Genomic DNA, 23,053 nt, shown 5'->3' with positions numbered 1-23,053 from the left:
AAGTCGCGCCGGAGATCGGCAAATGTCCCGGACACTATCTGGCCTGGCTGTCGCCGAGCACGCTGTCGAGCGACCGCAACCATTGCCCGCTGTCGGTCCTCTCGGCGAGCCCCTCGGCGCGGAGCAAATCGCGCAATTGCGCATGCGCGCCGACGATGCAGAACGCGACATGGCGTGACGCAAGTTCGTCGTAGAGATTCCGCAGCATATGCGCGCCGGCCAGATCGATGTAGGGCGACGCCGAGAGGTCGCAGGCAACGAGCCTGACATCCGACGACCTCTGGAGCGCATTCAGCACGGCCTCCAGGATCGTCTCGGCATTAATATAGAGCAACGAGGCTTCGGGGCGGAATGCGATGATCCCGACCAGCGGCTCCACGTTCTCATGCCTGGCCCTGTCGGAATACCGGCCACTGCCCGGGAGCTTGCCGAGGAACGCCACATTCGGCTGTGACGCGCGCGCCAGCAGCAGGAAGATGGAGGCGATCGACGCCAGCAGGACACCTTGCAGGATTCCGAGCAGCAGGACGGATATCAATGCGATGGCCGCCGCGTAGAAATCGATGCGGCTGACGCGCCGCATCCGCACCAACGTGCGGATGTCGACGAGCCGGTACACGGCGGCAAAGACGATGGCGGCCAGCACCGCCTTGGGCAGATTGGTCAATAGCCCTGCGAAGAACAACAGGCACAGCGCCAGCGTCACCGCGCAAATGACCAGCGCCAACGGTGTGCGAGCGCCCGCGTTGTCGTTGACGGCGGATTGCGACAATCCGCCTGCCACGGGATAGCCATGACCGAAGGCCGCGGCGAGATTGGCCGCACCGAGGCCCAAGAACTCCTGCCTGACGTCAAGGCTGTCACCGTGCTTGGCGGCAAAGCTCCGAGCCGCCGAAACACCCTCTATGTAGGCGAGCAGCACGCATCCGGCGGCAAGCGGAAAGAGATCGTCGAACTCCAGCAGGCCGAAGGTGGGCAAGCCAGGCACCGGCAGGCCCTGGGGGATTTTTCCGGTCACGGGCACGCCGAGAGCCGGCAGGCCGAGCGCGGTCGCCACCACGATCGCCAGCGCCACAACCGCGATCCCGACCGGCCTACCGGGGAGGAGCCGCTCGCCGGTCAGCAGAAGCAGGAGTGCCACCAGACCGACGACGAGGATCAGCGGATTCATGTCACCGAGCTGCCCGGCAAGCTTAATGCCGCGTTCGAAGAAGTCATGGCCGCCACCGGCAACACCGAACAGGCTCGGCAACTGGCTCATGATGATGGTGAGCCCGGCGCCAGCCTTGAAGCCGACGAGAATGCTGTCGCTGACCAGACGGACGAGGACGCTGAGCTTGCACAGCCAGGCGATGAGGCACAACACTGCGACCGCGCAGGCAGCAAGACTAGCAATCTGCCCATAACGCACCGGATCGCCCGCGGCGAGCGGCCCGACCGTGCCCACGATCATCAGCGAGATTGCCGACGTCGGGCCGACCGCAAGCTGGCGCGACGAGCCCAACAAGGCGTAACCGACGCCGCCGAGCATGTAGCCGTAGATCCCGACCTGCGGCGGCAGCCCGGCCAGCGCGGCGTAGGCCAACGATACCGGAATTGCGTAAGCGGCAAGCGTGACGCCGGCGACCGCATCCGATGGCAGCCACGAGCTGCGATAGGTCGCAAGCCAGCTCGACGGCGGAAAGAACCGCAGCCAGCTTCCCCGCAGCCTGGACGGGGCGTTCATGCGCGAGCCTCGCTGGGCTTCACCTCGCAGCGCAGCAACACGATCAGCAAGGCAATCACGGGCATGCCGAGCGCCAGGTTCGGGAAGGACTTTGTCGCGAAGGCCCCGACAGCCGCTCCCATGCCGAACATGACACACAGCGCTGCAAACATGCCCGACCGGCGAAGCGGTCCTGGCTGACCTCCGCCGACGACCGCCGCAAACGCGCCCTCGATCGCCTGGCGCATGTTGCCGGTGATCATCACCGAACTGTAGACCACGCCTTCGACCTTGGTGAAAATTGCGGTCTGCATCGCCGCGACGAAGGAAATGCCCAGCGTGCCCGCAAGATCGGGCAGCCGGTTGTGCAGGATTCCGATTGCGATCAGAAGCACGATCTCGATCAGCGTGCTGATGACGCTGGCCCGATCTCCCGTCGCGTGGCGCAGCCACGCCGCAACCAGGATACCGATCGCAAATGACAGGATCGGCGGCACGAAATGCAGCGCCGCGGCCCAATTGCCCACCGAACCATAGACCCAGAGCAGGACCAGATTGGCGGTCTGGGCATTCGCCATGACGCCGTGGATCATCCAGGTGTAGGCGTCGAGATAGCCGCCGGCGAAGGCGAGCAGCAGCGCGACCTCAAGCGTCTCATCGCGCCGCAACGATGCGTTCGCAGCTAGATCCAGAGTGCTCATGGTGCGGACTTCGGATGTCGCAGACCTTGCATCATCCAAAAGACGCCGCAGCGATGATGGCTTGGGCTTGATCTAAATCAAGCCGTCGCTGTGGTTCCCGGGAGCGAATCCGATGTCAATCATTGCGTCCGGGGATTTGCGATCATGGACACCGTCAGGTGGATCATTTCCACCGCTCCGGAGATCTTCCTGCTGCTTGCGGTTGCCATCGGCACCATGCTTGGGCGCGTCAAGATCCGCGGCTTCGCGATCGGCACCACGGCCTGCATCCTGATCGTGTCCGTCCTGATCGGACAACTCGGCACCTTTACGTTCCCCGCGCTGTTGAGGATCGTGCTGTTCAGTCTCTTCGTATTCACGATCGGCTACAAGTCCGGACCAGAGTTTTTCGCCTCGCTGAGTGTCCGCACCCTGGCCCAGGTTGCCATGGCGCTCGTACTCGGCGGGACCGGTCTCGTGATCGTGCTGGCCTTTGCGTTCGCCTTCAAGCTCGATCCCGGCACGGCATCCGGGCTTGCGGCTGGCGCGCTGACGCAGTCTTCCGTGATCGGCACGGCATCGGGCGCGCTGGCTCAGCTTGGATTGCCGAAAACCGTGCTGGAGCAGCAGGAAGCGAATATCGCAGCGGGATATGCTGTCACCTATGTGCTCGGCTACATTCTGACACTGCTCTACGTCCCCTTCGCGGCACCGAAACTGATGGGGGTCAATCTCAAGGACGAGGCGAAAAAGCTGGAGGTCGAGCTTTCAGGTGGCGCGCCGCCGAAGACCGAGAACCTGTCTTATCGCAAGTTCCAGGCTCGCGCCTACCGCGTCACGGCTGCGGCCGGCCGAACCGTCAAGGCGATCGAGGAGGATATCGGCAGCCGCACGGTGATCGAGCGGATCGTGCGCCAGGGCGCCAATATCGAGCCGCGCCTGGACACCGTGCTCGAGGCCGGCGACGACATCGTCATCGCCGGTCGAACAGCTGCCATTGTCTCCGCCAAGCCGATCATCGGCACCGAGATCGATGCCGATGAGATCCTGAGGGCGATCCCCGGCAATGTGCTTGATGTGCTGGTCGACAACCGCAACCTCCACGGCCGATCCATCCGGGATGTGGCCGACCGCATCGGCGGCGATGCACGCGGTGTGTTTTTGCGCGCCCTGACGCGGCATGGGCGCGAAGCACCGCTGAGCGCGGATACGCGCATCTATGTCGGCGACGTCATGACGCTGGTCGGCAGCACCGGCAACATCGAGCGCGCGGCGAAGCAGGTCGGGCAGATCGTGCGCTCCGGCGACCGTACCGACATTGCCTTCCTTGCGGCGGGCATTGCCGCGGGGCTGCTGGCCGGGCTCGTCAGCTTCAAGGTCGGCGGTATCGCGCTGACGCTCGGCGGCGGCGGCGGCGCACTGATCGCGGGCCTCCTCTGTGGCTGGCTGCGCTCGCGCCGGCCGACGATGGGCGCAATGCCGCCGGCCGCGCAGCAGACGCTGAGCGATCTCGGCCTCGGTGGATTCATCGCGGCGATCGGCCTGGCCAACGGTCACGCCGCCTGGGTCGCGATCCAGGCGCACGGCCTGTTGCTGGTCGGCATGGGCCTCGTGGTCACACTGGCGCCGCTGATCGTCGCGACGCTGTTTGCCCATCACGTCCTGCGCATGAATCCGGTCATCACCTGTGGAGCCCTCGCCGGCGCCATGACGGTCGATGCGGCCGTGACCGGGGCTTGCGAGATCGCCGAGAGCCAGACGCCGGTGCTCGGCGTCGCCGTGCCTTACGCCGTCGGCAATGTGGTTCTGACCGTGCTCGGGCCGATCATCGTGGCCTGCACCTTTGTTGGCTGAGGGAGGAAGGAATGCGGCCCCGGGCATGGATCCAGCCGCTACTGGTGGTCGTGCAGCTGCTTGCGACCTCCTTGATTGCACCGTCGCTGGCCGACGATCAGGCCGCCGCGCGCCGCATCCAGGAGGAAGTTTGGGCGTTGCCGCTAGCGTTGCCGATGTTTGCCTATGTGGTCCGACCCGTTGGCGATGGCCCGTTCCCGCTCGCAATCATGAACCACGGCGTGTCGCTCGACCCTGTACAGCGCAGTTTCTTTCCACTCGTCGAGTTCCGCGACGCGGCGAAATGGTTCGCAAGGCGCGGCTACTTCGTGGTTGCTCCCGTCGGCACCGGTTACGGCGCCTCCGCCATCGATATTCCCGAGCGCGGGCTCTATGGACCCTTCTTTTCCAAGGTCGGCAAGTGCTCCAATCCCAATTTCCATGACGTCGGCCTCGCGGTGGCACAGGTCGACCTCTGGATCATCGATTTCCTGGCCGCCGAAAAACGCATCACGCCGAAGAATGTCGTCGTTGTCGGTCAGTCTGCGGGCGGCTGGGCATCCATCGCGCTTTCCAGTCTGAACCCGCCGCAGGTCGGAGCTATCATCGTCTTCGCCGGCGGCCGCGGCGGGCGTGTCGGCGGCAAGCCGAACAATAATTGCGCCCCGGATAAACTGGTCGAGGCGACGATGGATTTCGGTCGCACCTCGCGGGTGCCGATGCTGTGGATCTATATCGAAAATGACACGTTCTTCGGCCCCGCGCTGTCGAAGCGGATGCATGAGGCTTTCACCTCGGCCGGGGGCAAGGCGCAATACCATCTGGTACCGCCGTTTGGCGATGAAGGGCATTTCTTCATCGGCTCGCCGGATGCCATTCCGATCTGGTCCCCGCTCGTGAGCAAATTTCTCGACGAACTCAAATAGACGATGCGATCGATTTCCGGAGACGACACAATGGCTCGCTCACATCGCCAATCCGTCCGGATAACAAGCAGCCACGCGACCGCACTTTTCGTGCTTCTGCTGCTCGTCGTCGCCACCACCAGGCCGGCCTCCGCCGAGATTCCACCGCGGGGGCAGCGCATGGCGAACGACGTCAAATATGGCGACTGGCGAAAAGTGTGTTTCAAGCCGGGCGGCGCCAAGACCGTGTGCCGGACGTCGATCACCGGCACGTTCGACACGGGGCAGACGGCGGTTCGGCTGGACTTGATCGAACGCGAGGGCGACCACACGGCACGGCTGCAAATGTTCGTGCCGGTCGGCATGTATGTCCGGGTGCCCGTCAAACTCAGGGTCGACCAAGGCAACACCTATGCCGTGCCGTACACATGGTGCCTGAACAACGCCTGCATTGCGGCGGATGTGGCAAAACCCGGCCTGATAAGGGAGATGGAAACGGGCAAGACGCTCGCGCTGGAGGTTGTCGACCCCAATCTGCTGTCGGTTACCGCCTTGCTGCCACTTGCTCAGTTCGTCTCTGCTCACAAAGGGCCGCCGGCCCAAACGTTCGACCAGCAGATCGACGAATAGCCCGCGGAAGACTTGTCTAACCTGGCTGCCCCAGGGCTCTTTCCACACTCTCAATGAGCGCGGCCGCGGCAAAGGGCTTGGTCAAATAGGCGATGCATCCCGATGCGATTGCCGCCGCGCGGGTTTCATGATTGTCGTTGCCGGTGACAAAGACAACCGGCACCTGAACCTTCTGCTCCGCAAGCCTGCGTCGCAGATCAATTCCAGATTCACCGTCCAGATCGATATCCAGGATGATGCACAAGGCCTGCTGAAAGTTGCCATGATTTACGAGCGCATTGGCGGATTCGAACAGCTTTGCCTCGAAGCCATGCTCCTGCAGCAGCCGCTTCATGCTCCTGCGCATGGAAGGGTCATCATCCACAACGAAAATGGACTTGCGGCGCGGCAAGTGGCTCAACTCCATACACGGAAGGCTTGGCAGAACACGATGGACTTGCGTAAACGCGTCGGGCGCCTCGAGGTTCTTCGTCTCCCGGCACTTCGGCTTGTTGAAATACCCCTCTCGGGGGGATTTCCATTGACCTTTGGTGCAAGTCACAGAGGGGAACCTGCGAATAATCATCGCCTAGTCGTGTGAGCCGCTCTCAGTATCCAGCATACCAAGCAGCTGCGCCGTAGAAACCAGTTCCGCGAGTGAGCGCACCTGCATCTTCTCCATCACCTGGTGTCGATGCGCTTTGACCGTGCGTTCGGTCGTCCCCAATTCATACGCGATCTGCTTGTTGATCTTCCCACGCACAATCAGGTCAAACACCTGCCGTTCGCGCGGCGTCAGCGACGCGACGAGCGCGCGACGCAAATCGAGCCGGCTACGCAGCCCGCGCGCGGTCTGCTGTTGCAACAAGGCGCGCTCGATCGCTTCAATCAGCTGCTCGGACGATACCGGCTTGGTCAAGAAATCCTCGGCGCCGGCCTTGATGGTCCGCACCGTCGTCGCGGTATCGGCGTGCCCGGTGAGAAACACGATCGGGACGGTCGATCCAAGCTCAAGAAGACGTTTCTGCAGGTCCGGTCCGCTCAGGCCCGGCATCTGCACGTCGAGGAGGATGCAGCTCGGCAGCTCTTCGCGAGGCACATGATCGAGCAAGTCCTGCGAGGAGGCATAGGTCGCGACGTCGTAGCCCGCAAGTTTAAGCCGACGCTCGATCGCCGTTCGGAACGAAGCATCGTCGTCGACCACGTGAACAAGGCCAGGCAATGGGCCCTCGCTGCTTCTTGCAACCTGCTTTAACCGCTTACCTAACACAAGGATGGGCTAGAGCCATCTAGCGATCCCGCCAATACCGTGGGTTTCGCAAGTCAGAGTTTGTGACGCGAAGCTTGATCCGACGCAAGAGCCGCTTTCTCATTCCGCGCACCATCCTACCGACCTGTCCCTTGGTACAATGAACCATGAGACAATGGCGAAGAATACGGCGTTAGTCGTAAACCGCCCCGAGCGGGATTGCGACATCGGCGGCACATTTCTCGTGACGAAATATCAGTCTTGCAGACCAATTCAGCGATCAGTTGAGGAGTTGGCCTATGTTTGTTCGCATCACGACAGACGCGTCTCCCCGCCCCAATTCGCTCAAAGACCTCGGCATGACGAGCGCGTCAAATCCAATCGTCAGTTTAAACGAATTTACATATAAAAAAGGCACCGAGATCTACGGCGAGAAGGAACCCGCAGATTACGTCTACCAGGTCAAATCTGGTGCAGTGCGAAGCTATAAGCTCCTGTCGGACGGTCGCCGCCAGATCGGCGCTTTCCACCTCGCCGGAGACATTTTCGGACTTGAGAACGGCAACGAGCATCGGTTCACCGCCGAGGCGATCGTGGATACCACCGTCCGGCTGATCAAGCGGCAAAGCCTGGAGCTGGTGGCGGAGAGCGACGCGATGGTCGCGCGCAACATGCTCAGCATGACGACGAGCAACCTGCAGCACGCAGAGGATCATATGCTCCTGCTCGGCCGGAAGACGTCGCTGGAGCGCGTCGCCGCCTTCCTGCTCGAAATGGACAAGCGGCTCTCGGGGGTCGATGTCATGGCACTTCCGATGTCCCGGCGCGATATTGCCGATTACCTCGGTTTGACGCTGGAGACCGTCTCGCGGGCCATATCGCACCTTCATGATCTTGGTGTCCTCGGCTTCATCGGCAATACCCAGCGCCAGATCGTGCTGCTGAACCGGCAGCAGCTCGCCAGTCTCGACCTGCAACACTGAGCGCCTGAAAGCGGGCACACTTACCTGCGCCCTGGCTGCCGCAACGTCAGATCACCTGACGTCCGGCAGTTTGGTCACTCCGAGATCGTCGAGCGTCTTGCGCAAGACCTCGAACAGGACCGCGGTCGACCAGCCGAACATCAAGATGCCGTTCATCGCGGTCATCGGACCCGTCAGCCGCCATGCCTGTATGGGCGTGATGTCGCCGTAGCCCAGCGTGGTGTAGTTGACGAAGGCGAAATAGATCAGGTCGCTGCCGGCAGGCGCGGCACCGACCATGGCATAGGCCAGCGCCCAGACCAGAACCTCCATCGTGTGCGCCACCATCAACGCCGCCGCTGTTGCGACCATGACGGCCATCAGATGCAACCGCGGCCGCTCGGCATGTCCTAGTCCGGCCGTCCGGGCGATGCCAATGGTTCCCACGGTCACCAGGGCGTGGATCATGATGTTGATGGCGCTGACGATCGCGCCGACAAGGAATTGAACCGCCATTGTGCTCGCATGGGCACGGCGATCGGCTGTTCATCGCCTCACGCCGGGGTTTCAGTCCATTCAGTTCTTGGGCGTGAACGCGCCCGTCGCCGCCTTCATCGCCGACTCGCCCATGCTCCTGGCCTGATCGGTCAAGGCCTGCATCTGCTGCTGAAAGAACTCGGACTGAAGCTTGAGCGCGTCCTGAACGTCCTTGGCTTGAACGAGCTTGTCGCCAAAGTCGAACGTCGCGCTGGCGTTGCGCTGCATGAAACTGCAAAACTGCTTGGCCTGGTCCGCGATCGGTAGCGGCGAGGAACTGAGCCCCCTCTCCAGCAGCTCAAAATACTCCGCATTGGCCTTTCGCAACCGCACAAGCGCTTCGGTGAGCATTCCGCGGATGTTCTCGGCGGATGGATCGATCTCTGCCATGACGCTACTCCCTGTGATTATGCCGCGAGCCCCCCGAACCAGGCGCCGAAATAGCCGGCGTAGAGGGCCGGCACTTCCAGGTTCATCGAATGTCCGATGTTTGGGACGACCACAAGCCGGCAATCCGGCATCGCCACGGCCATGGCGCGCAGGTCAGCGGGCGGGATCCAACCGTCCCATTCGCCCCACAGCACCAAATGCGGATGCCGGATCTCCGACATGCGGCGCTCCAATTCCCTGCTCTCCCGCTCCCGGGTGAGATTGACCGGCGTTCCGATCCAGATGCCTTCGGAGACGCCAAAGGTCTGCTCGATGATCCGGTCGAACAGCGCCTGGATTTCGCCGAGCCCTTCACGGAAGCGCGGAATCGCGTTCGGGGCCATGCTGTCCGGCTCGAACAGCGAGGACGCGGCAGTCGCCATCACGGTCCGCGTCAACTCCTTGCTTGCCATCATCGCCCGGAAGAGACCGATCTGGTCGGCATCGAAGGACATGCCAAGCGGCGTCACCGGATCGAGCGCGAACACCCGCCCGAACCGTTGCGGCTGCATCAAGAGCATACGGGCGGCGATGATGCCACCGGTCGAGTGGGTTGCCAGATGGCAAAATCCGATGTCCAGGGTATCGAGCGCCGTCAGCATGTCGTGCGCATGCTGCTGCATCGAATAGTTGGAATAATCGGCGGCGGGCTTTGGCCGATCGCTTTCGCCGCAGCCCCGCCAGTCGATCCCGATCACCCGCAGCCCGCTCGGAAACATTGGCGCGGCGAGCTCGATCCAGTCCTTGCTGGCGAGATTGCCGTGGATGAAGACGACGGTGACGTCGCCTCGTCCCCACTCCCGCCAGCCCAGCTCGACGTCGCCCGCCCGCACCCTCGGCATGAACCGACCCTACTTGTTGAGACCGGCCGTCGGCGCCGCACCTGGCGGCGTCGGGGCGACCGGGATGGCCGATGCCACGGCGCCCTTGATCATGCGATCGGTGCCGAGCGGCGATGAGGTGTCGACCGTTCCCTTGGTGACGAAGTCCACGACGTCAGCGGAGTATTCCACCGGATTGTCCGTATGGATGAAGTGTCCGGTCTCCGGATAGATCTTGAGCATGGGCCGGTTGCCGGCGTTGGTCATGCGCGTCATGAACGGCGTGATCACGTCGCGCCCGAGATCCGTCAGCCCGTTGAAGGCGGGCGTCGGGATGAACGGCTCCTTGTCGCCGAACGCAAGGAAGATCGGGGCCTTGATCTGGGTGACCCGTTCGTAGAGGTTCTTCGGATCATCCTGCTGCAGTTCCGCTCCGATCGTGTAGATGTCGAAGATGAAGATGTTGCACCACTGCTCGAGCTCCTTCGGATTGCCCTTGGTGAGCCCGACGCGCTGCTCGGTGTGGAAGCGGGCGTACTCGCTGTCGCTGAAAAAATAGCCGCTCTTGGCCGCCGACACCGCGCCGGTGTCAGCGTCACGCTTCTTGAAGTAGAAGAAGTCGCGGATGTTCTGCTCGCTGCGCGCCTTCTCCGCGGCCAGGATGCCGGTCTGGTCCCAGACCTGCTTCCACTTGTCGAAGTCGCGCCCCTGGCCCTGCTCGAACAGCGGTGCCTTCTTGTCCTTGGCGATGGTGATCTCGCGCGGGTATTCCTCAAGACCGGACGGCGCTTCGAGCGCGAGCCCCTGCACCGCATCCGGCCAGGTCAGGGCATAGCCCACCACGAACTGGCCACCGAGCGAGTGGCCGAGATAATAGGCCTTCTTGACGCCGAGCTGGTTGACCACGAGGTCGTAGATCACCTCGCGCATGTCCTGCATGGTGCGTGCAGGGCTCTTGTCGAGATTGCCGGGTCCGGACATGCCGTAATGCGGCAGATCCGGCACGATCACGCGCAAGCCGCTGCGCAGCGCGTACTGCATGATGTTGCCGTAATGGCCGCCGAACGCGCCCTTGCCATGGATGATGACGAGCACCTTGGGATCCTTGTCGGTGCCGGCATATTCGTCCATGTAGCCGATCTGCCAGGTGGTGCCACGCGCATCCTTGGCGTTGGCGTATTTGACCGGATAGGGATAGGTCACGGCGTCCTTCCAGAACGATTTCGCCGGATCGATGTTCTCGGCAACGCCAGGCACGCGATAGTTCTTGTCGACGAATTTTTGCGCGCGATCGAGCGCGGCCACGTCGTCCATGAAGGCAACGAACTTCGGATCGTTCTTGCGCTGGTTGATGATCGGGAACACGCCGTAGTGGGCGACCGGGCTCTCCTGTGCGATCAAATCCGCGCCAGGCACACGATCGACGGCCTTCTGCGCCAGCTTGAAGTTCAGCCAGAGGTCGTTGGTGATGTGCATCACCAGCGTGCGCGCCTGGATGCGACCGAGATAGGGATTGATGTTGTGGGTTTCGCCAACGCGGTTGCGCCAGACGAGATCGACCGCATCATAAAGCTTGGCGCGATTGGTGACGCTCAAACCGGCCTTCTCGTTCGGGGAATCCCAGTAGAAGATTTCAGGCTGCACTGCGGCCCAGTTCTGGGTCGTGCGATAGGAAAAGTCGTAGCCCGTCATGCCCAGGATCGACCAGCCGAACGCGACGCCCGGCATCGGATGCTTCTCCTTGGGCAGCTTGTAGTAGTCGCCCTTGGTCGCCTGCCAGACCGAATCGGACTCGATCGCCGCCGTCATCATCTGGAAGGTCCAGTTGCCGACGGGGTCATCGCCGTCCGACTGCGTGGTGCCGCCGATCGGCATCAAGGCGCTCACATATTCCGGATGCATCACGCCCCAGACATAGGTCTGCGTGCCGCCCATGGAGACGCCGGCGACAAGTGCCACACGCGCAACCTTCAGCCCGTCGCGCAGCAGGCGGTAATTGGCCTGGACCATGTCGTAGTAGCTGTACTGCGGAAACTTGATGCCGAGGCCGTCCGACGGCTTGCTGGCACCCCAGGTGCCCAGCGGATCGACCATGATGACGTAGTACTTGTCGGTATCGATTGGCCGGCTCGGACCGATGATCGGCACGCTGCCGGACAGCGGAGCACCTACGACCCACTGCTCGTACATGTCGGTGGAATCACCAGAATAGTAGGAATTGATCACGACGGCGTTGGTGATCTCGCCGGCGGCGTTGCGCCGCGCATTGCCGATCGCGATATAGGCGGTACGCAGCTTGCCGGCACCGAGTGATTCCAGGGTGACGCCGCCCTCCCCGCCATTCTCCCATTTGGAGGGATTGGCGAGGTCGTACTTGCCGCCGAGGCGGAAGTTGGCGATCTCGTAGGTCTTCTTCAGACCGTCATGCTTCTCTTGCGAGGAGCGGCGGGTGAAGGGTTGCGCGACTGCGAGAGCCGTGCCGACCAGCAGGATCATCAAGCTGACGAAGCAACGCTTCACGAGATCTGTCCCGGTCATGACGGATTCCTCCCTGGGCACTTTTTGAAAAGCTAGGAAGGACGACAGCGGAAGCTTTGATCTAACTCAATGGAATCCGATCGCCGAGGTTGAGGATCGCAGGCATCAGAACGCCGGTAGTTTTGCGCGATGCCTCTCCTCAGCCACGGCTCATATCGGATACGCTATGAGCTCGACGGGCCGGCGGGCGCGCCCGCCTATGTGCTCGTGAACGGGCTCACGCAATACTCCGAACTGTGGGCCGCCTATCGCGAGGCCCTGCTGGCGCGAGGGTTTCGCGTCGCGACCTTCGACCTGCTGGGACAGGGAGCCTCCGACAAGCCGACGCTCTTTATTAACCAGGACGACCAGGTCGCAGCGCTGCGCCTGCTAATCGGCAAGCTCGGCGATGGCCCGATCTTCCTGAGCGGCATCAGTTTTGGCGGCCTGATTGCGCTGCGCTACGCCATCGAGCACGGCGAGCGTCTCTCCGGCCTCGTGCCGATGAGCTGCTTTGCGGAGCTGACGCCGCAGCTCCTTCTGCTCGGCAATGCGCTGCGGACCGGGCTGATCCTCGGCGGCACCGGCTACCTCCAGGATCTGCTGTTGCCAATGAACCTGTCTGACCAATGGCTCAAGCCGCTGCTCGACAAGCTCGACAGCGTCAAGCGCCAGGGCTGGCTGGTCAACGACGTCTACGCGCTCCAGAACCTGATGGAATCCTTCCTCGATTTCCAGCCATTGACACCGCGCCTGTCCGCGATCTCCGCGCCGACGATGATCCTCAACGGCGAGTTCGACTTCCTGACTCCGCGTCATCTGCACGAAACGCTGCGCGTCGAAATCCCCAACAGCTCGCTGGTGATCATTCCAAGAGCCTATCATGCCTTCACGCTCGAGAAGGGCGCGCTCACCGCCGACCTGCTCGCGCGCTTTGCGGACGACGTGCTGGCCGGACGCTGGCAGGGCAACAAGGCCGTCTGGATCGCGCCGGAGGAAGCCGGCGGCGAGCTCATCCCATTTCCCCCCGGCTATGATCATTTGCGGGCCATCCCCGTTCGGGCAGCGCCGCCATGAGCAGATTTCTCGGACCGCTGGATTCCGAGGGCCGCGTACCGCCGCACCAGCAGACGCGCGTAGCCGCGTTCCTGATCTCGGCGCACGGCGCCCTGGCGCGGCAGTTCGCGATGGCCTTGCCCCTGCGTATCGAGGCCGCCTGGCAGACCGAGTTGAACGCGCAATTCTATCGGGAGTCCGAGATCGTCTCGCTGTTGCAACGCACGGCCTCCTGGGTCCCCGACATGGCCTTGGGCTACATGGCGGCCTCCTGGGAAACGGCTTGGTTTCCCAAGCCGATCGAGGGGATAACCAATCTGGCTTTGGCCCTACCGATCGATCTTGCCACGCTGGCCCACGCCGTTCACGCCGGAATCCGCCCGGCGGCCCTGCTGCCGCTAGGCGCCAATGCCGACGATCCCTTCGTGTTGGCATTGCGCCGCATTGAATTCGAGAGCGGCCGGCTGTTGCAGGCGCAAATTCTCTTGCTGAAGGGCGAGAGCCTCGTGCCGTTTCGCGACGCGGTCAACGCGGCGCTTGAGCGGCGCCACGCGGAAGTCCGAAGACTATGGGCGGAAGCCCTTGAGAGCATCGGCATCACCACGTGACGTGGGATTGATGACAAGTCTTGACGCAGATCAAAGGAGTGCGCCGACCGCACGCCAACATCATTCGACCGTCGCGTTCCTTCGATCGCCTGGGACTGGAGTTCCGATCATGAAGGCCGTTTCCCTCGAAGAGGCCGTTGCGATGATCCCGGCCGGCGCCAGCGTGATGGTCGGCGGGTTCATGGGTGTCGGAACACCGGAACGTCTCCTCGACGAAGTCGTCCGGCAGCAGAAGACGGGCCTGTCGTTGATCTGCAACGATGCCGCGATACCCGGCAAAGGCGTCGGCAAACTGTTCGACGCAGCTCTGGTCTCGCGCCTGACTGCAACGCATATCGGCCTCAATCCGAAGGCACAGCAGCAGATGCTGACGAACCAGATCAAAGTCGATCTCATTCCGCAGGGCACTTTCGCCGAGCGCATTCGCGCGGGCGGCTGTGGTCTTGGCGGCGTGCTGACGCCGACCGGCGTCGGCACCCTGGTCGCGGAAGGCAAGCGCCAGATCGAGGTCGACGGCAAGCCGTTCCTGCTGGAGACCGCATTGCGCGCGCAGTTCGCACTGGTGCACGCCTTTCTGGCCGACTACCTCGGCAATCTCGCCTACGCGCTGACCTCCCGCAATTTCAATCCGATCATGGCGATGGCCGCCGATACCGTGATCGTAACCGCGGAGAACATCGTGCCCGTCGGCGTCATCGCGCCCGACCATGTCGTAACGCCGGCACCACTGGTCGACTACCTCATTACGAACGGGTGATTCCATGGACGCCCAGACCATCATCGCCCGACGTGTCGCCAAGGAACTGCGGAGCGGCGACCTCGTCAATCTCGGCATCGGCATTCCGACACTGGTCGCGAACTACGTTCCGCCCGACTTGAAAGTGTTCTTTCAATCCGAGAACGGCTTGATCGGCACCGGTCCGATCCCCGAGCAAGGCATGGCGCACCCCACGCTGACCGACGCCGGCGGCCGGCCGATCAGCGCGCTGCCGGGCGCGAGCACCTTCGACAGCGCGATGTCGTTCGGCTTGATCCGGGGCGGCCATGTCGATGTCACCGTTCTCGGCGGTCTCCAGGTCGATGCGCAGGGCCATCTCGCCAACTGGATGATCCCCGGCAAGATGGTGCCGGGCATGGGCGGAGCCATGGATCTCGTCAGCGGCGCCAGGCGGGTCATCGTCGCCATGCAGCACGCGGCCAAGGGAAAGTCCAAGATCGTCGCCAAATGCACGCTGCCGCTGACGTCGGCGCGACCGGTGCATCTGGTCGTGACCGACATGGCGGTGATCGCGTTCCCCGACGGCAGGGCCACCCTGCTGGAGACCGCGCCCGGCCTCACCGTCGGTGAGGTCATGGCGGTGACGGACGCCGAACTCGTCGTTCCCGACAACGTCCCGGAAATGAGGATCTGAGCAGGTAACCGACATGCGGATATTCAGCGACTTCAGCGAAATCAAATCCGCCGTGGGCACCGAGATCGGTGTCAGCGACTGGGTCGAGGTGACGCAGGATCGGATCAACAAGTTTGCCGAGGCGACGTGTGACGAACAATGGATCCATGTTGACCAGGAGCGCGCCAGGAAGGAAGCGCCTGGCGGGACCACCATCGCCCACGGCCTGCTGTCGCTCTCGCTTGCTCCACTGTTCATTCGGTCGGTGATGGGCTTGAGAGGACTACGCAACACGCTGAACTATGGCGCGGACCGCATCCGGTATCTGGCGCCCGTGCCGGCCGGTTCAAGGCTCCGCGGCCGGGTCACGGTCGCTGAGACCGAGGACGTGCCGCCCGACGGCTTGCGCGTGAACTACCATCTCGTGATCGAGATCGAAGGTGGCAAGAAGCCCGCCTGCGTCGCCGAGCTGATCGCCCTGCACTATCGCTGAGTGCGCTCAGTCGATGATGTGATACCCGCCATCGATATAGAGAACACTCCCAGTGATCAGCTTGGCGCCGTCGAGCGCCAGGAACGCCGTCGCATTTCCGACGTCGTCGATGCTGACCAGGCTGCGCGCCGGCGCCTTCGACTGCGCCTTGTCCATGAGTTCGTCGAACTCCGGGATGCCTGACGCCGCGCGCGTGGCGAGTGGCCCAGGCGAGATCGCATGAACGCGGATGCCCTTTGGGCCCAGTTCGGCGGCAGCATAGCGGACGGCCGCTTCGAGCGCCGCTTTCGCCACGCCCATGATATTGTAGTTCTCCACCACCATCTGGCTGCCGTAGTACGTCATGGTGAACATCGTACCGCCGTTCTTCATCAGCGGCTCGGCGAGATGCGCCATGCGCAGGAACGACCAGCAGGAGACGTCCATCGTCTTCAGGAATCCGTCGCGGCCGACATCCACCACGCGGCCGTGCAGCGCCTCCTTCGGCGAGAAGGCGATCGAGTGCAGCAGGAAATCGAGCTGGCCCCATTCCTTCCCGATCCGCTCGAACACCGCCTCGGTCTGCCCCTCCACCATGACGTCGAGCGGCATGAAGATCGGCGCCTCCAGCGCCTGCGCTAGCGGTTCGACGTGCTTTTTGGCACGCTCGTTCAAATAGGTGACGGCGAGTTCAGCTCCGAGCGCACGAAACGCCCTGGCGCATCCCCAGGCGATGGACTGGTCGTTGGCGATGCCGACGACGAGGCCCTTCTTTCCCTTTAGGGCAACCTTGGTATCCGGAAACACGGGGATCATGACACCCTCTCTTGTCTTGGATTGGTCGATTGGCCGTTCATCAGCAGCGACAGCGTATGCTGTGCGATCATCAATTCTTCGTCGGTTGGCACGACGTAGACGGGAATGCGGCTGTCGGAACGCGATATCAGCCTGGAATTGCGGGAATTCTCGATCGGATCGAGCGCGCCCCCGAGCCATCCAAGCTGCTCGACCACGCGCGCGCGAATGTTCGCGGAATTCTCGCCGATGCCGGCCGTGAAGACGAAGGCGTCCAGGCCCTGCAAGGCGGCCGCAAGCATGCCGGCATTGAGGCCGATCCGGTAAATGAAATAGTCGACCGCCAGCTTGGCTTTGGGATCAGCGCTGGCATCCAGCTCGCGCATGTCGTTGCTGACGCCGGAGAGCCCTTTTAAGCCGCAGTCGCGATAAAGAAAGTTCTGCACATTCGAAGCCGACATCCCCCTCTCGGAGATCAGATAAAGTACGACGCCCGGATCGAGCTGACCTGGGCGCGTTCCCATCGGCAACCCGTCCAGAGCAGTGAACCCCATGGTGCTCTCGACGCTCTGCCCGTCCTTCAGCGCGCACATCGAGGCGCCGCTGCCGAGATGGGCAACGATCACCCGGCGCTTTGCGATATCCGGCGCGATGTGCGGAAGGGTCTTTGCGATGTATTCGTAGGACAATCCGTGGAAGCCGTAGCGCCGCACACCTTCGGCATGAAGCTGATGCGGGATCGCGTAATGGTCGGCAAGCGGGCCGTGCGTGCGATGAAACGCGGTGTCGAAGCAGGCGACCTGCGGAAGCGACGGGAAGCCGGCAAGGATCGAACGGATCGGCGCCAGATTATGCGGCTGATGCAGTGGCGCCAGCGCCACCAAGCGTTCCAGCCGCGCCACCACGCCATGGTCGATCAACACCGGCCGGTCATGTTCGGGACCGCCATGCACGACACGGTGTCCGACAGCGATCGGATGGATGCGCAGCTCATTGCGCAGCCATTCCCCGGCGATGGTCATGGCGGCCGGAACGTCAGAGACCGCCTCGATCGGATAAGCGCGATCGGCCAGCGGATCGCCATTTGCGCCGCTCGCCCGCAGCCGCGGACGACTGCCGATGCCGTCGATCTGGCCCCTGATCTGGCGTTGGAGCCTGCCCTCTCCCTCGACCGAATAGACCTGAAACTTGACGCTGGAGGAGCCTGCGTTGACGACGAGGATCGTATCCATGGCGATCACGCAGCGACTGTTGGGGTGCGTTCGCGCCTGGCGTTGGCATAGAGCGACGCCACCGCGCACGATGCCATGCGCGCCCGCGGCGAGTCCGCCCGCGACGTCAGCACGACCGGAACCCGGGCGCCGAGCACGATGCCGGCGCCGTCGGCCTTGGCAAAGTAGGCCAGGTTTTTCGCCAGCATGTTGCCCGATTCGAGGTCGGGAACGACGAGGATCTGAGCCCGGCCGGCAACCTCGGACTTGATACCCTTGATGCGCGCGGCCTCGACGTCGATGGCGTTGTCGAACGCGAGCGGGCCGTCGAGCACGCCGCCGGTGATCTGCCCGCGATCAGCCATCTTGCAGAGCGCAGCCGCCTCGATCGTCGACGGAATTTTGGTCGTCACGGTTTCCACCGCCGAAAGGATTGCCACCCGCGGCGTCTTGCCGAATCCGGCCTCGTTGTAGAGATCGATGGCGTTCTGGATGATGTCGCGCTTGGCATCGAGATCGGGAAAGATGTTGATCGCGGCATCCGTCACCAAAAGGGTTTCGGCATAGGCCGGCACGTCCATCACGAACACATGGCTGATGCGCCGGTCGGTGCGCAGGCCTCCCACCTTTGCGGTCACGGCGCGCATCAACTCATCGGTGTGAAGGCTGCCCTTCATGAGCATCTCGCCCTTGGCCGCGTGGATCAGCTCGACACCTTTGGCAGCGGCCTCCTCGCTATGCGCGGCGTTGACGATCTCGAAGCCGGAGATGTCGAGGCCGCAGCTGCGCGCGATATCGCCGATTCTGTTCGCGGGCCCGACCAGGATCGGCCGGATGATGCCGGCTTGCGCGCTGTCGACAGCGCCGCGCAGCGAGGTTTCGTCGCAGGGATGCACCACGATCGTCGGAACCGGCGGCACGGCCTTGGCTGCCGCGATCAAGCGGTCATACTTGCTGGGAGACTGCGTTTGCCTTGCTTCGGCTGACATGATGTCGCTCCCAATGCTTCCAGACAGTCTTACGACGCCTTCGCCTTTGGATCGAAAGGGGCAACGTTCGACACCCCTTCCCCTGGATCGACGCCAAACAACGCGGCGATACGCTGCAGGCGGCTTGCGCGCTCGCCCGTGATCTCGCCGCTCGCGGACAGCACCTCGCGTATCGCCGCGAAGGCCGCACGCCGCTGGTTGACATCCTCGGGCAACAGCTTCTGAATGGCTGCCAAGGCACCTTCCCGATCGATCAGCAGCATGAAGAACTGCTCGCGGACCAGCATCTTGAACTCCGGAAGCGTCATTCGCTGTCCACTGTAGTCGCGACGGATCTGGCGCAGCGCCTCAATGCTGCGCTCGTCGACCATTCCCCGCGCCGACCCGATGTAGAGCAGGCTACGAATGGCCGCCTCGCGCAGGCCGCCCTCGCCGATCCCGGATTTCAGCTGCGCAACCCGCTTCTCCAGCATCGCGCGATGCTCGGACGACATCTCGCGCCGGCGCGACGGCTCGGACTTCGGATCGATCCCGACTGCCGCCTGTAACGCCGGCGAGCCGTAGACGTTGAGGAAGATCGTTTCGCTCAAAGCTTCCTGTGCGTCGCGCCAGCTATCCAGCGCATGAACGATCTGCTTGGATATCTGCTCCTGGAACGCCAGGAAGGGATTATCTCCCGAAGCCGGCTTGCGGTTGTCCTCGATCTCATCCGCGGCCGACTTCACCGCCGCCATCCAGGGATTTTGGCTGCTGAGAGCCTCATACTGCAACCGCAGTGGATGCAGGTGGCGCATCGTCTCTGCCATCTGCGGCGTGACCATTGTCTTGATCCAGGGCTGGACGAACTTCTGATAGGCGGCGAGGTTGAGCTCCGAGACGCGTTTGGCGGCAGCGAAGCGCCGCTCGTCCTCGGGCGAATTGCCGCCCATGGCGCGGATGTCGTCGAGCGTCCGCGCCTCGCAGCGCATCACCCACTGGCCGACCACGAGGTCGGAGCTCGTTGTCTCCTCGCCCTTGGCTTCGAACGTGGCTTCATAGAGACCGGGCGGCAGCACGTCGATCAGATCGATGTTGCTCGAGAACTCCGCGTGCTCCTTCTTGGCGACGCCGCCGGATACGAAGATACCGAGATGGCCAATGCTCTTGTGAACGGTATAGACGATCGTCTGCCCGTAGGCCCTGATCTCATCGACGTCGGCATAGCAATCCAGAATCCAGTCCAGCGCCTGTTGCGGCGGCGTGACGTTGTCGCCCTCCGAGCAGAACACCACGATCGGCGACTGGATATTGCGCAAATCCACCCTGCGGCCATCGGACACCTCGATCTTGCCGGCAGCCAGATTGTTGCCGATGAAGAGCTCGTCGACGATGAACTGGATCTCTTCGGCATTCAGATTGACATGGCCGCCCCACCATCGCTCGAATTCGAGGTAGCGGTTCGCCTCGGTGTCGACCTTGGAGTAGACGTTGTACTGCTTGGTCCACAGGGTGTTCGATGGATTCTGGTTCTCGAAGTTCTGCACCAGCCAGGCGCCGTCGAACTTTCCGGCGCCGAGATCGCTGGTCAGCGCGGTGAGCCAGCTTCCACCCAAGAGGCCGCCGGAATAACGCATCGGATACTTGCCGTGCACGCCGGCCCAATAGGCGAGCGGCGCACCGGCGATGATCAACGGCCCGAACAGTTCCGGCCGCAGCGACGCCAGGATCATGACGGCCCAGCCGGCCTGACAATTGCCGATCACGCAGGGCTTTCCTTCGGCGTCCGGATGACGGCTGATGACCTTTTCGATGAAAATGGCTTCGGCGCGCGCGATGCGTTCGATGGTCTGACCGGGCATCGGCTCCGGCAGGAAGCCGATGAAGTAACAGGGATGCCCGGCCTTCATCGCGACGCCGATCTCGCTATCGGCCTTGAAGCCGCCGATGCCCGGGCCATGGCCCGCGCGCGGATCGATCACGACAAACGGCCGTCGGTTGAGATCAATCTCCACGTCCCTGGGCGGGATGATACGGACCAGCGCATAGTTGACCGGCTCGTCCAGCTTACGGCCGTCCAAAATCAGTTCGGCGGCATACTGCAGAACATGCGGCGCCGTCTGTGCGACGTGCTCCCGGTATTGATCGCCGCGCTGACGCATGATGTCCAGGAACAGCACACTCCGCTGGCTCGCGTCGACCATGTATTCCACGGCCGAAGCGACAAGTCCGGACAAGGGGCCGCCTGGCAAGTTTGGCTTTTCCATCGACATGCTCCGCCTCGTCGTCGCGCGACCTCATCCAAGGCGGTCCGAGGCGTCCGACATTGATTTAGGTCAACGGTCGATGGTCGCTTGCGGCGCCGCGCTGGCGCGATCGGTCCTGATCCAGGCCACGGCGAGCTCCCAAGCCACCGACAGGATGATGGGTCCGATGAAAAGGCCGACGATTCCGTGGCCCAGTGTGCCGCCGATCACGCCGATCAGGATGACGAGCGTCGGCGTCGTCAGGCCGCGTCCCATCACCAGCGGTTTCAATATATTGTCGAGAATGCTGACGATTCCGAGGAACAACGTCAGCAATAATGCGGTAGTGACGTCCTTGTCGGTCCAGATCCAGATCATCACGGGGAGCATGACGATGGCTCCGCCGATCTGCACGATGGAGAGCAACAGCACCAGGAGCGCGAGCAAGCCGGCGATCGGAATGCCCGCCAACTTGAAGCCGATACCGGCTAGCAGCGCCTGAATGACGGCGATTCCAATCACGCCTTGGGCTACCGCGCGGATGGTCGCGCCCGCCAGATCCAGGAAGTGCTCGCTCTGCTCGGGCACGATCCGCGACAGGAAGCTCCTGCCCGCCGCCACGAGCTGCGGACCGTAGGGAAACAGGCAGCCGGCGACGACGACCGACAGCAGGAACTTGATCGTGCCCACGCCGGCATCGCCCGCGATGCCAAGGAGCGTACCGGCGAAAGGCTTCAGATACGGCGCAATCCGTTGCAGGACCGAGCGGAGATTGGTCGAGGCTTGATCCCAGAACTCGAACAGCGGCGTACCGATCAGCGGCCAGGTCTTGATCGCCGCGGGCGGCGAAGGAATCGCCAGATCGCCTGCGGCCAGCTCGTCGGCAAAGTCCTTGATCCCGTCCACCGCACCCAAGCCGAGCCAAGCCGCCGGCCCAATGACAATGGCCAGGTTGACGACCGTGAGAAGCACCGCGGCAAGCCTCGTCCGGCCGCCGAGGATCTTGGCGAGGAGGACGAAAGCCGGATTGAGCGCGACAGCAAGGACGAGGGCCCAGACCAGAATCGTCACAAACGGGCGGATCAGATAGAAGGTCCAGACAATCAACAGAGCCAGCAATCCGAGTCGGATCACGAGCTGGATCACGTCCTCTCCGGTGAGAAGCTGGCGAAGTGTCTTCAAGGCCGCGTCCAGATCTAGACCAAGGCCGAGCGTAGCCGGCGCCGCGGCGTTGCGATCTTGATCTGGATCAAGTGACCGGAGCGCCCGCGGGGCCCTGATCGCTGACGCCGGGTGCAAGCGAACCCGGCCTACCCGCACGGGGGGAGCTGCGATGCCGGACGCCGCCCGCTACAGCGCACGCGAGCACCTGCGTGACGGCTGCCCGGTCGAAATTCGGGCGCTCCGGCCGGAGGACGAGGCTGGCATGCTCACGGCCGTGGACGGAACCGGCGCGAAGTCATTGCAGCGCCGCTTCTTCGCGGTGAAACGCCACTTCTCCGACCGTGAACGCGCCTTCTTCATGGACATCGATTTCAAGAAGCACGTCGCACTGGTCGTGCTCGCCGACGAGGCAGGCCAGGAAGTGATCGTCGGGGGCGGGCGCTACGTCGTCTTCGAACCCGGGCGCGCCGAGATGGCCTTCATGGTGATCGATGCCTGGCAGGGCCGCGGCATCGGCTCGATCCTGATGCGTCACCTGATCGCCCTCGCCCGGGATGCCGGACTAAAGGAGGTGACGGCGGAGGTGCTGCCGGAGAACACCGCAATGCGCCGCGTATTCGACAAGTTCGGCTTTAGGCCGGGAGACAGGCACGATCCTCAAACAATCCTTCTTGCGCTGACTATCACGTGACCTGCATTCGAGGCATTCCAGCCCCTCCTGGCGCACCTCGCGGGCGAGGACGGCACTCCACTCTTTCCGGAGTTGATGTCGCGATTGGACAGCACACCGCGCTTGGGCACGCTCATTATTGCGCGCGAAGAACTCGACCGAACTCGCAAACTTCATCGTCCGTGGCAGACGGATTACTCTGCGGTTGCCGTTTGGCTCGACGGTCGA

Annotated in this window: 23 protein-coding genes; 10 read left to right on the top strand and 13 right to left on the bottom strand. The window is 63.1% G+C overall.

Annotated features, from left to right (window positions below; all coding sequences use genetic code 11):
• Nucleotides 1-34: 34 nt before the first annotated feature.
• Both BM118_RS12480 and BM118_RS12475 read right to left on the bottom strand, forming a co-directional pair.
• The gene (locus BM118_RS12480) at nt 35-1,726 is read right to left on the bottom strand and encodes a SulP family inorganic anion transporter (protein WP_092185594.1); all 1,692 of its coding nucleotides are present in this window, start codon (nt 1,724-1,726) and stop codon (nt 35-37) included.
• Complete coding sequence (locus tag BM118_RS12475) at nt 1,723-2,406, bottom strand: YoaK family protein (RefSeq protein ID WP_092185592.1); 684 nt, start codon at nt 2,404-2,406, stop codon at nt 1,723-1,725. Before BM118_RS12475 ends, BM118_RS12480 begins: the two co-directional genes overlap by 4 nt.
• Nucleotides 2,407-2,550: 144 nt before the next feature.
• On the opposite strand from BM118_RS12475, the gene BM118_RS12470 reads away from it, so the two are divergent.
• The 3 genes from BM118_RS12470 to BM118_RS12460 are packed head-to-tail and all read left to right on the top strand — an operon-like array spanning nt 2,551 to nt 5,753.
• Nucleotides 2,551-4,239: an aspartate:alanine exchanger family transporter gene (locus tag BM118_RS12470; RefSeq protein ID WP_092185590.1), complete on the top strand. Its 1,689-nt coding sequence runs from the start codon at nt 2,551-2,553 to the stop codon at nt 4,237-4,239.
• An 11-nt stretch (nt 4,240-4,250) separates the two neighbouring features.
• On the top strand, nt 4,251-5,144 hold the full coding sequence (locus BM118_RS12465) for an alpha/beta hydrolase family protein (protein WP_092185588.1): 894 nt from the start codon (nt 4,251-4,253) through the stop codon (nt 5,142-5,144).
• Nucleotides 5,145-5,174: 30 nt separating this feature from the next.
• Nucleotides 5,175-5,753 (top strand): invasion associated locus B family protein, encoded by a 579-nt coding sequence (locus tag BM118_RS12460; protein WP_092185586.1) that lies wholly within the window; start codon nt 5,175-5,177, stop codon nt 5,751-5,753.
• Between the two features lie 16 nt (nt 5,754-5,769).
• Here BM118_RS12460 and BM118_RS12455 read toward each other — a convergent pair whose 3' ends face one another.
• Both BM118_RS12455 and BM118_RS12450 read right to left on the bottom strand, forming a co-directional pair.
• Complete coding sequence (locus tag BM118_RS12455; protein WP_177234233.1) at nt 5,770-6,144, bottom strand: response regulator transcription factor; 375 nt, start codon at nt 6,142-6,144, stop codon at nt 5,770-5,772.
• A gap of 177 nt (nt 6,145-6,321) precedes the next feature.
• A complete protein-coding gene (locus tag BM118_RS12450; protein WP_177234232.1) occupies nt 6,322-6,954 on the bottom strand; it encodes a response regulator transcription factor in 633 nt (210 codons plus the stop codon).
• A gap of 326 nt (nt 6,955-7,280) precedes the next feature.
• Between BM118_RS12450 and BM118_RS12445 the strand changes: the two genes are divergently transcribed.
• Entirely contained in the window at nt 7,281-7,964 is a 684-nt protein-coding gene (locus tag BM118_RS12445) for a helix-turn-helix domain-containing protein (protein ID WP_092185582.1), read from the top strand.
• Nucleotides 7,965-8,015: 51 nt separating this feature from the next.
• On the opposite strand, the gene BM118_RS12440 is transcribed toward BM118_RS12445, so the two are convergent.
• Genes BM118_RS12440 through BM118_RS12425 form a run of 4 tightly spaced genes read right to left on the bottom strand, consistent with a single transcriptional unit; the run spans nt 8,016 to nt 12,268 of the window.
• Nucleotides 8,016-8,459 (bottom strand): potassium channel family protein, encoded by a 444-nt coding sequence (locus tag BM118_RS12440; RefSeq protein WP_092185580.1) that lies wholly within the window; start codon nt 8,457-8,459, stop codon nt 8,016-8,018.
• 60 nt (nt 8,460-8,519) lie between these two features.
• Nucleotides 8,520-8,870 carry a phasin gene (locus tag BM118_RS12435; RefSeq protein WP_092185578.1) on the bottom strand — a complete coding sequence of 117 codons (351 nt, stop codon included), beginning with the start codon at nt 8,868-8,870 and terminating at the stop codon, nt 8,520-8,522.
• Nucleotides 8,871-8,887: 17 nt separating this feature from the next.
• The gene (locus BM118_RS12430) at nt 8,888-9,751 is read right to left on the bottom strand and encodes an alpha/beta fold hydrolase (RefSeq protein ID WP_092185576.1); all 864 of its coding nucleotides are present in this window, start codon (nt 9,749-9,751) and stop codon (nt 8,888-8,890) included.
• 9 nt (nt 9,752-9,760) lie between these two features.
• Nucleotides 9,761-12,268 (bottom strand): alpha/beta hydrolase, encoded by a 2,508-nt coding sequence (locus BM118_RS12425; protein ID WP_092185574.1) that lies wholly within the window; start codon nt 12,266-12,268, stop codon nt 9,761-9,763.
• A 129-nt stretch (nt 12,269-12,397) separates the two neighbouring features.
• Here BM118_RS12425 and BM118_RS12420 point away from each other — a divergent pair, with 129 nt between their 5' ends.
• From BM118_RS12420 to BM118_RS12400, 5 genes are all read left to right on the top strand, one after another.
• Entirely contained in the window at nt 12,398-13,324 is a 927-nt protein-coding gene (locus tag BM118_RS12420) for an alpha/beta fold hydrolase (RefSeq protein WP_092185573.1), read from the top strand.
• Nucleotides 13,325-13,434: 110 nt separating this feature from the next.
• Nucleotides 13,435-13,911, top strand: a complete 477-nt coding sequence (locus BM118_RS41395) for a hypothetical protein (protein ID WP_349528363.1) — start codon at nt 13,435-13,437, stop codon at nt 13,909-13,911.
• Nucleotides 13,912-14,020: 109 nt separating this feature from the next.
• Nucleotides 14,021-14,668, top strand: coding sequence for a CoA transferase subunit A (locus tag BM118_RS12410; protein ID WP_092185571.1), 648 nt, complete (start codon nt 14,021-14,023; stop codon nt 14,666-14,668).
• Between the two features lie 4 nt (nt 14,669-14,672).
• A complete protein-coding gene (locus BM118_RS12405; protein ID WP_092185570.1) occupies nt 14,673-15,323 on the top strand; it encodes a 3-oxoacid CoA-transferase subunit B in 651 nt (216 codons plus the stop codon).
• A gap of 13 nt (nt 15,324-15,336) precedes the next feature.
• A complete protein-coding gene (locus BM118_RS12400; RefSeq protein WP_092185568.1) occupies nt 15,337-15,795 on the top strand; it encodes a MaoC family dehydratase in 459 nt (152 codons plus the stop codon).
• A 6-nt stretch (nt 15,796-15,801) separates the two neighbouring features.
• On the opposite strand, the gene fabI is transcribed toward BM118_RS12400, so the two are convergent.
• The 5 genes from fabI to BM118_RS12375 all read right to left on the bottom strand — a co-directional run bounded on the left by fabI (nt 15,802) and on the right by BM118_RS12375 (nt 22,173).
• Nucleotides 15,802-16,590 carry an enoyl-ACP reductase FabI gene (gene fabI / locus BM118_RS12395; protein ID WP_092185566.1) on the bottom strand — a complete coding sequence of 263 codons (789 nt, stop codon included), beginning with the start codon at nt 16,588-16,590 and terminating at the stop codon, nt 15,802-15,804.
• Nucleotides 16,587-17,801: an acetate/propionate family kinase gene (locus BM118_RS12390; protein ID WP_092186155.1), complete on the bottom strand. Its 1,215-nt coding sequence runs from the start codon at nt 17,799-17,801 to the stop codon at nt 16,587-16,589. The genes fabI and BM118_RS12390 overlap by 4 nt, the downstream gene beginning before the upstream one ends.
• 5 nt (nt 17,802-17,806) lie before the next feature.
• Nucleotides 17,807-18,769: a phosphate acetyltransferase gene (locus BM118_RS12385; protein WP_092185564.1), complete on the bottom strand. Its 963-nt coding sequence runs from the start codon at nt 18,767-18,769 to the stop codon at nt 17,807-17,809.
• A gap of 29 nt (nt 18,770-18,798) precedes the next feature.
• The gene (locus tag BM118_RS12380) at nt 18,799-21,018 is read right to left on the bottom strand and encodes a TerB family tellurite resistance protein (RefSeq protein WP_092185562.1); all 2,220 of its coding nucleotides are present in this window, start codon (nt 21,016-21,018) and stop codon (nt 18,799-18,801) included.
• Between the two features lie 63 nt (nt 21,019-21,081).
• Nucleotides 21,082-22,173 (bottom strand): AI-2E family transporter, encoded by a 1,092-nt coding sequence (locus BM118_RS12375; RefSeq protein WP_177234297.1) that lies wholly within the window; start codon nt 22,171-22,173, stop codon nt 21,082-21,084.
• A 151-nt stretch (nt 22,174-22,324) separates the two neighbouring features.
• Here BM118_RS12375 and BM118_RS12370 point away from each other — a divergent pair, with 151 nt between their 5' ends.
• Entirely contained in the window at nt 22,325-22,846 is a 522-nt protein-coding gene (locus BM118_RS12370; RefSeq protein WP_092185560.1) for a GNAT family N-acetyltransferase, read from the top strand.
• Nucleotides 22,847-23,053: the final 207 nt, after the last annotated feature.

The organism is Bradyrhizobium sp. cf659 (assembly GCF_900113725.1).
GTDB lineage: Bacteria > Pseudomonadota > Alphaproteobacteria > Rhizobiales > Xanthobacteraceae > Bradyrhizobium.
Note: the sequence above shows the minus strand (reverse complement) of the source record. Positions and strands in the feature narration are given on the sequence as shown.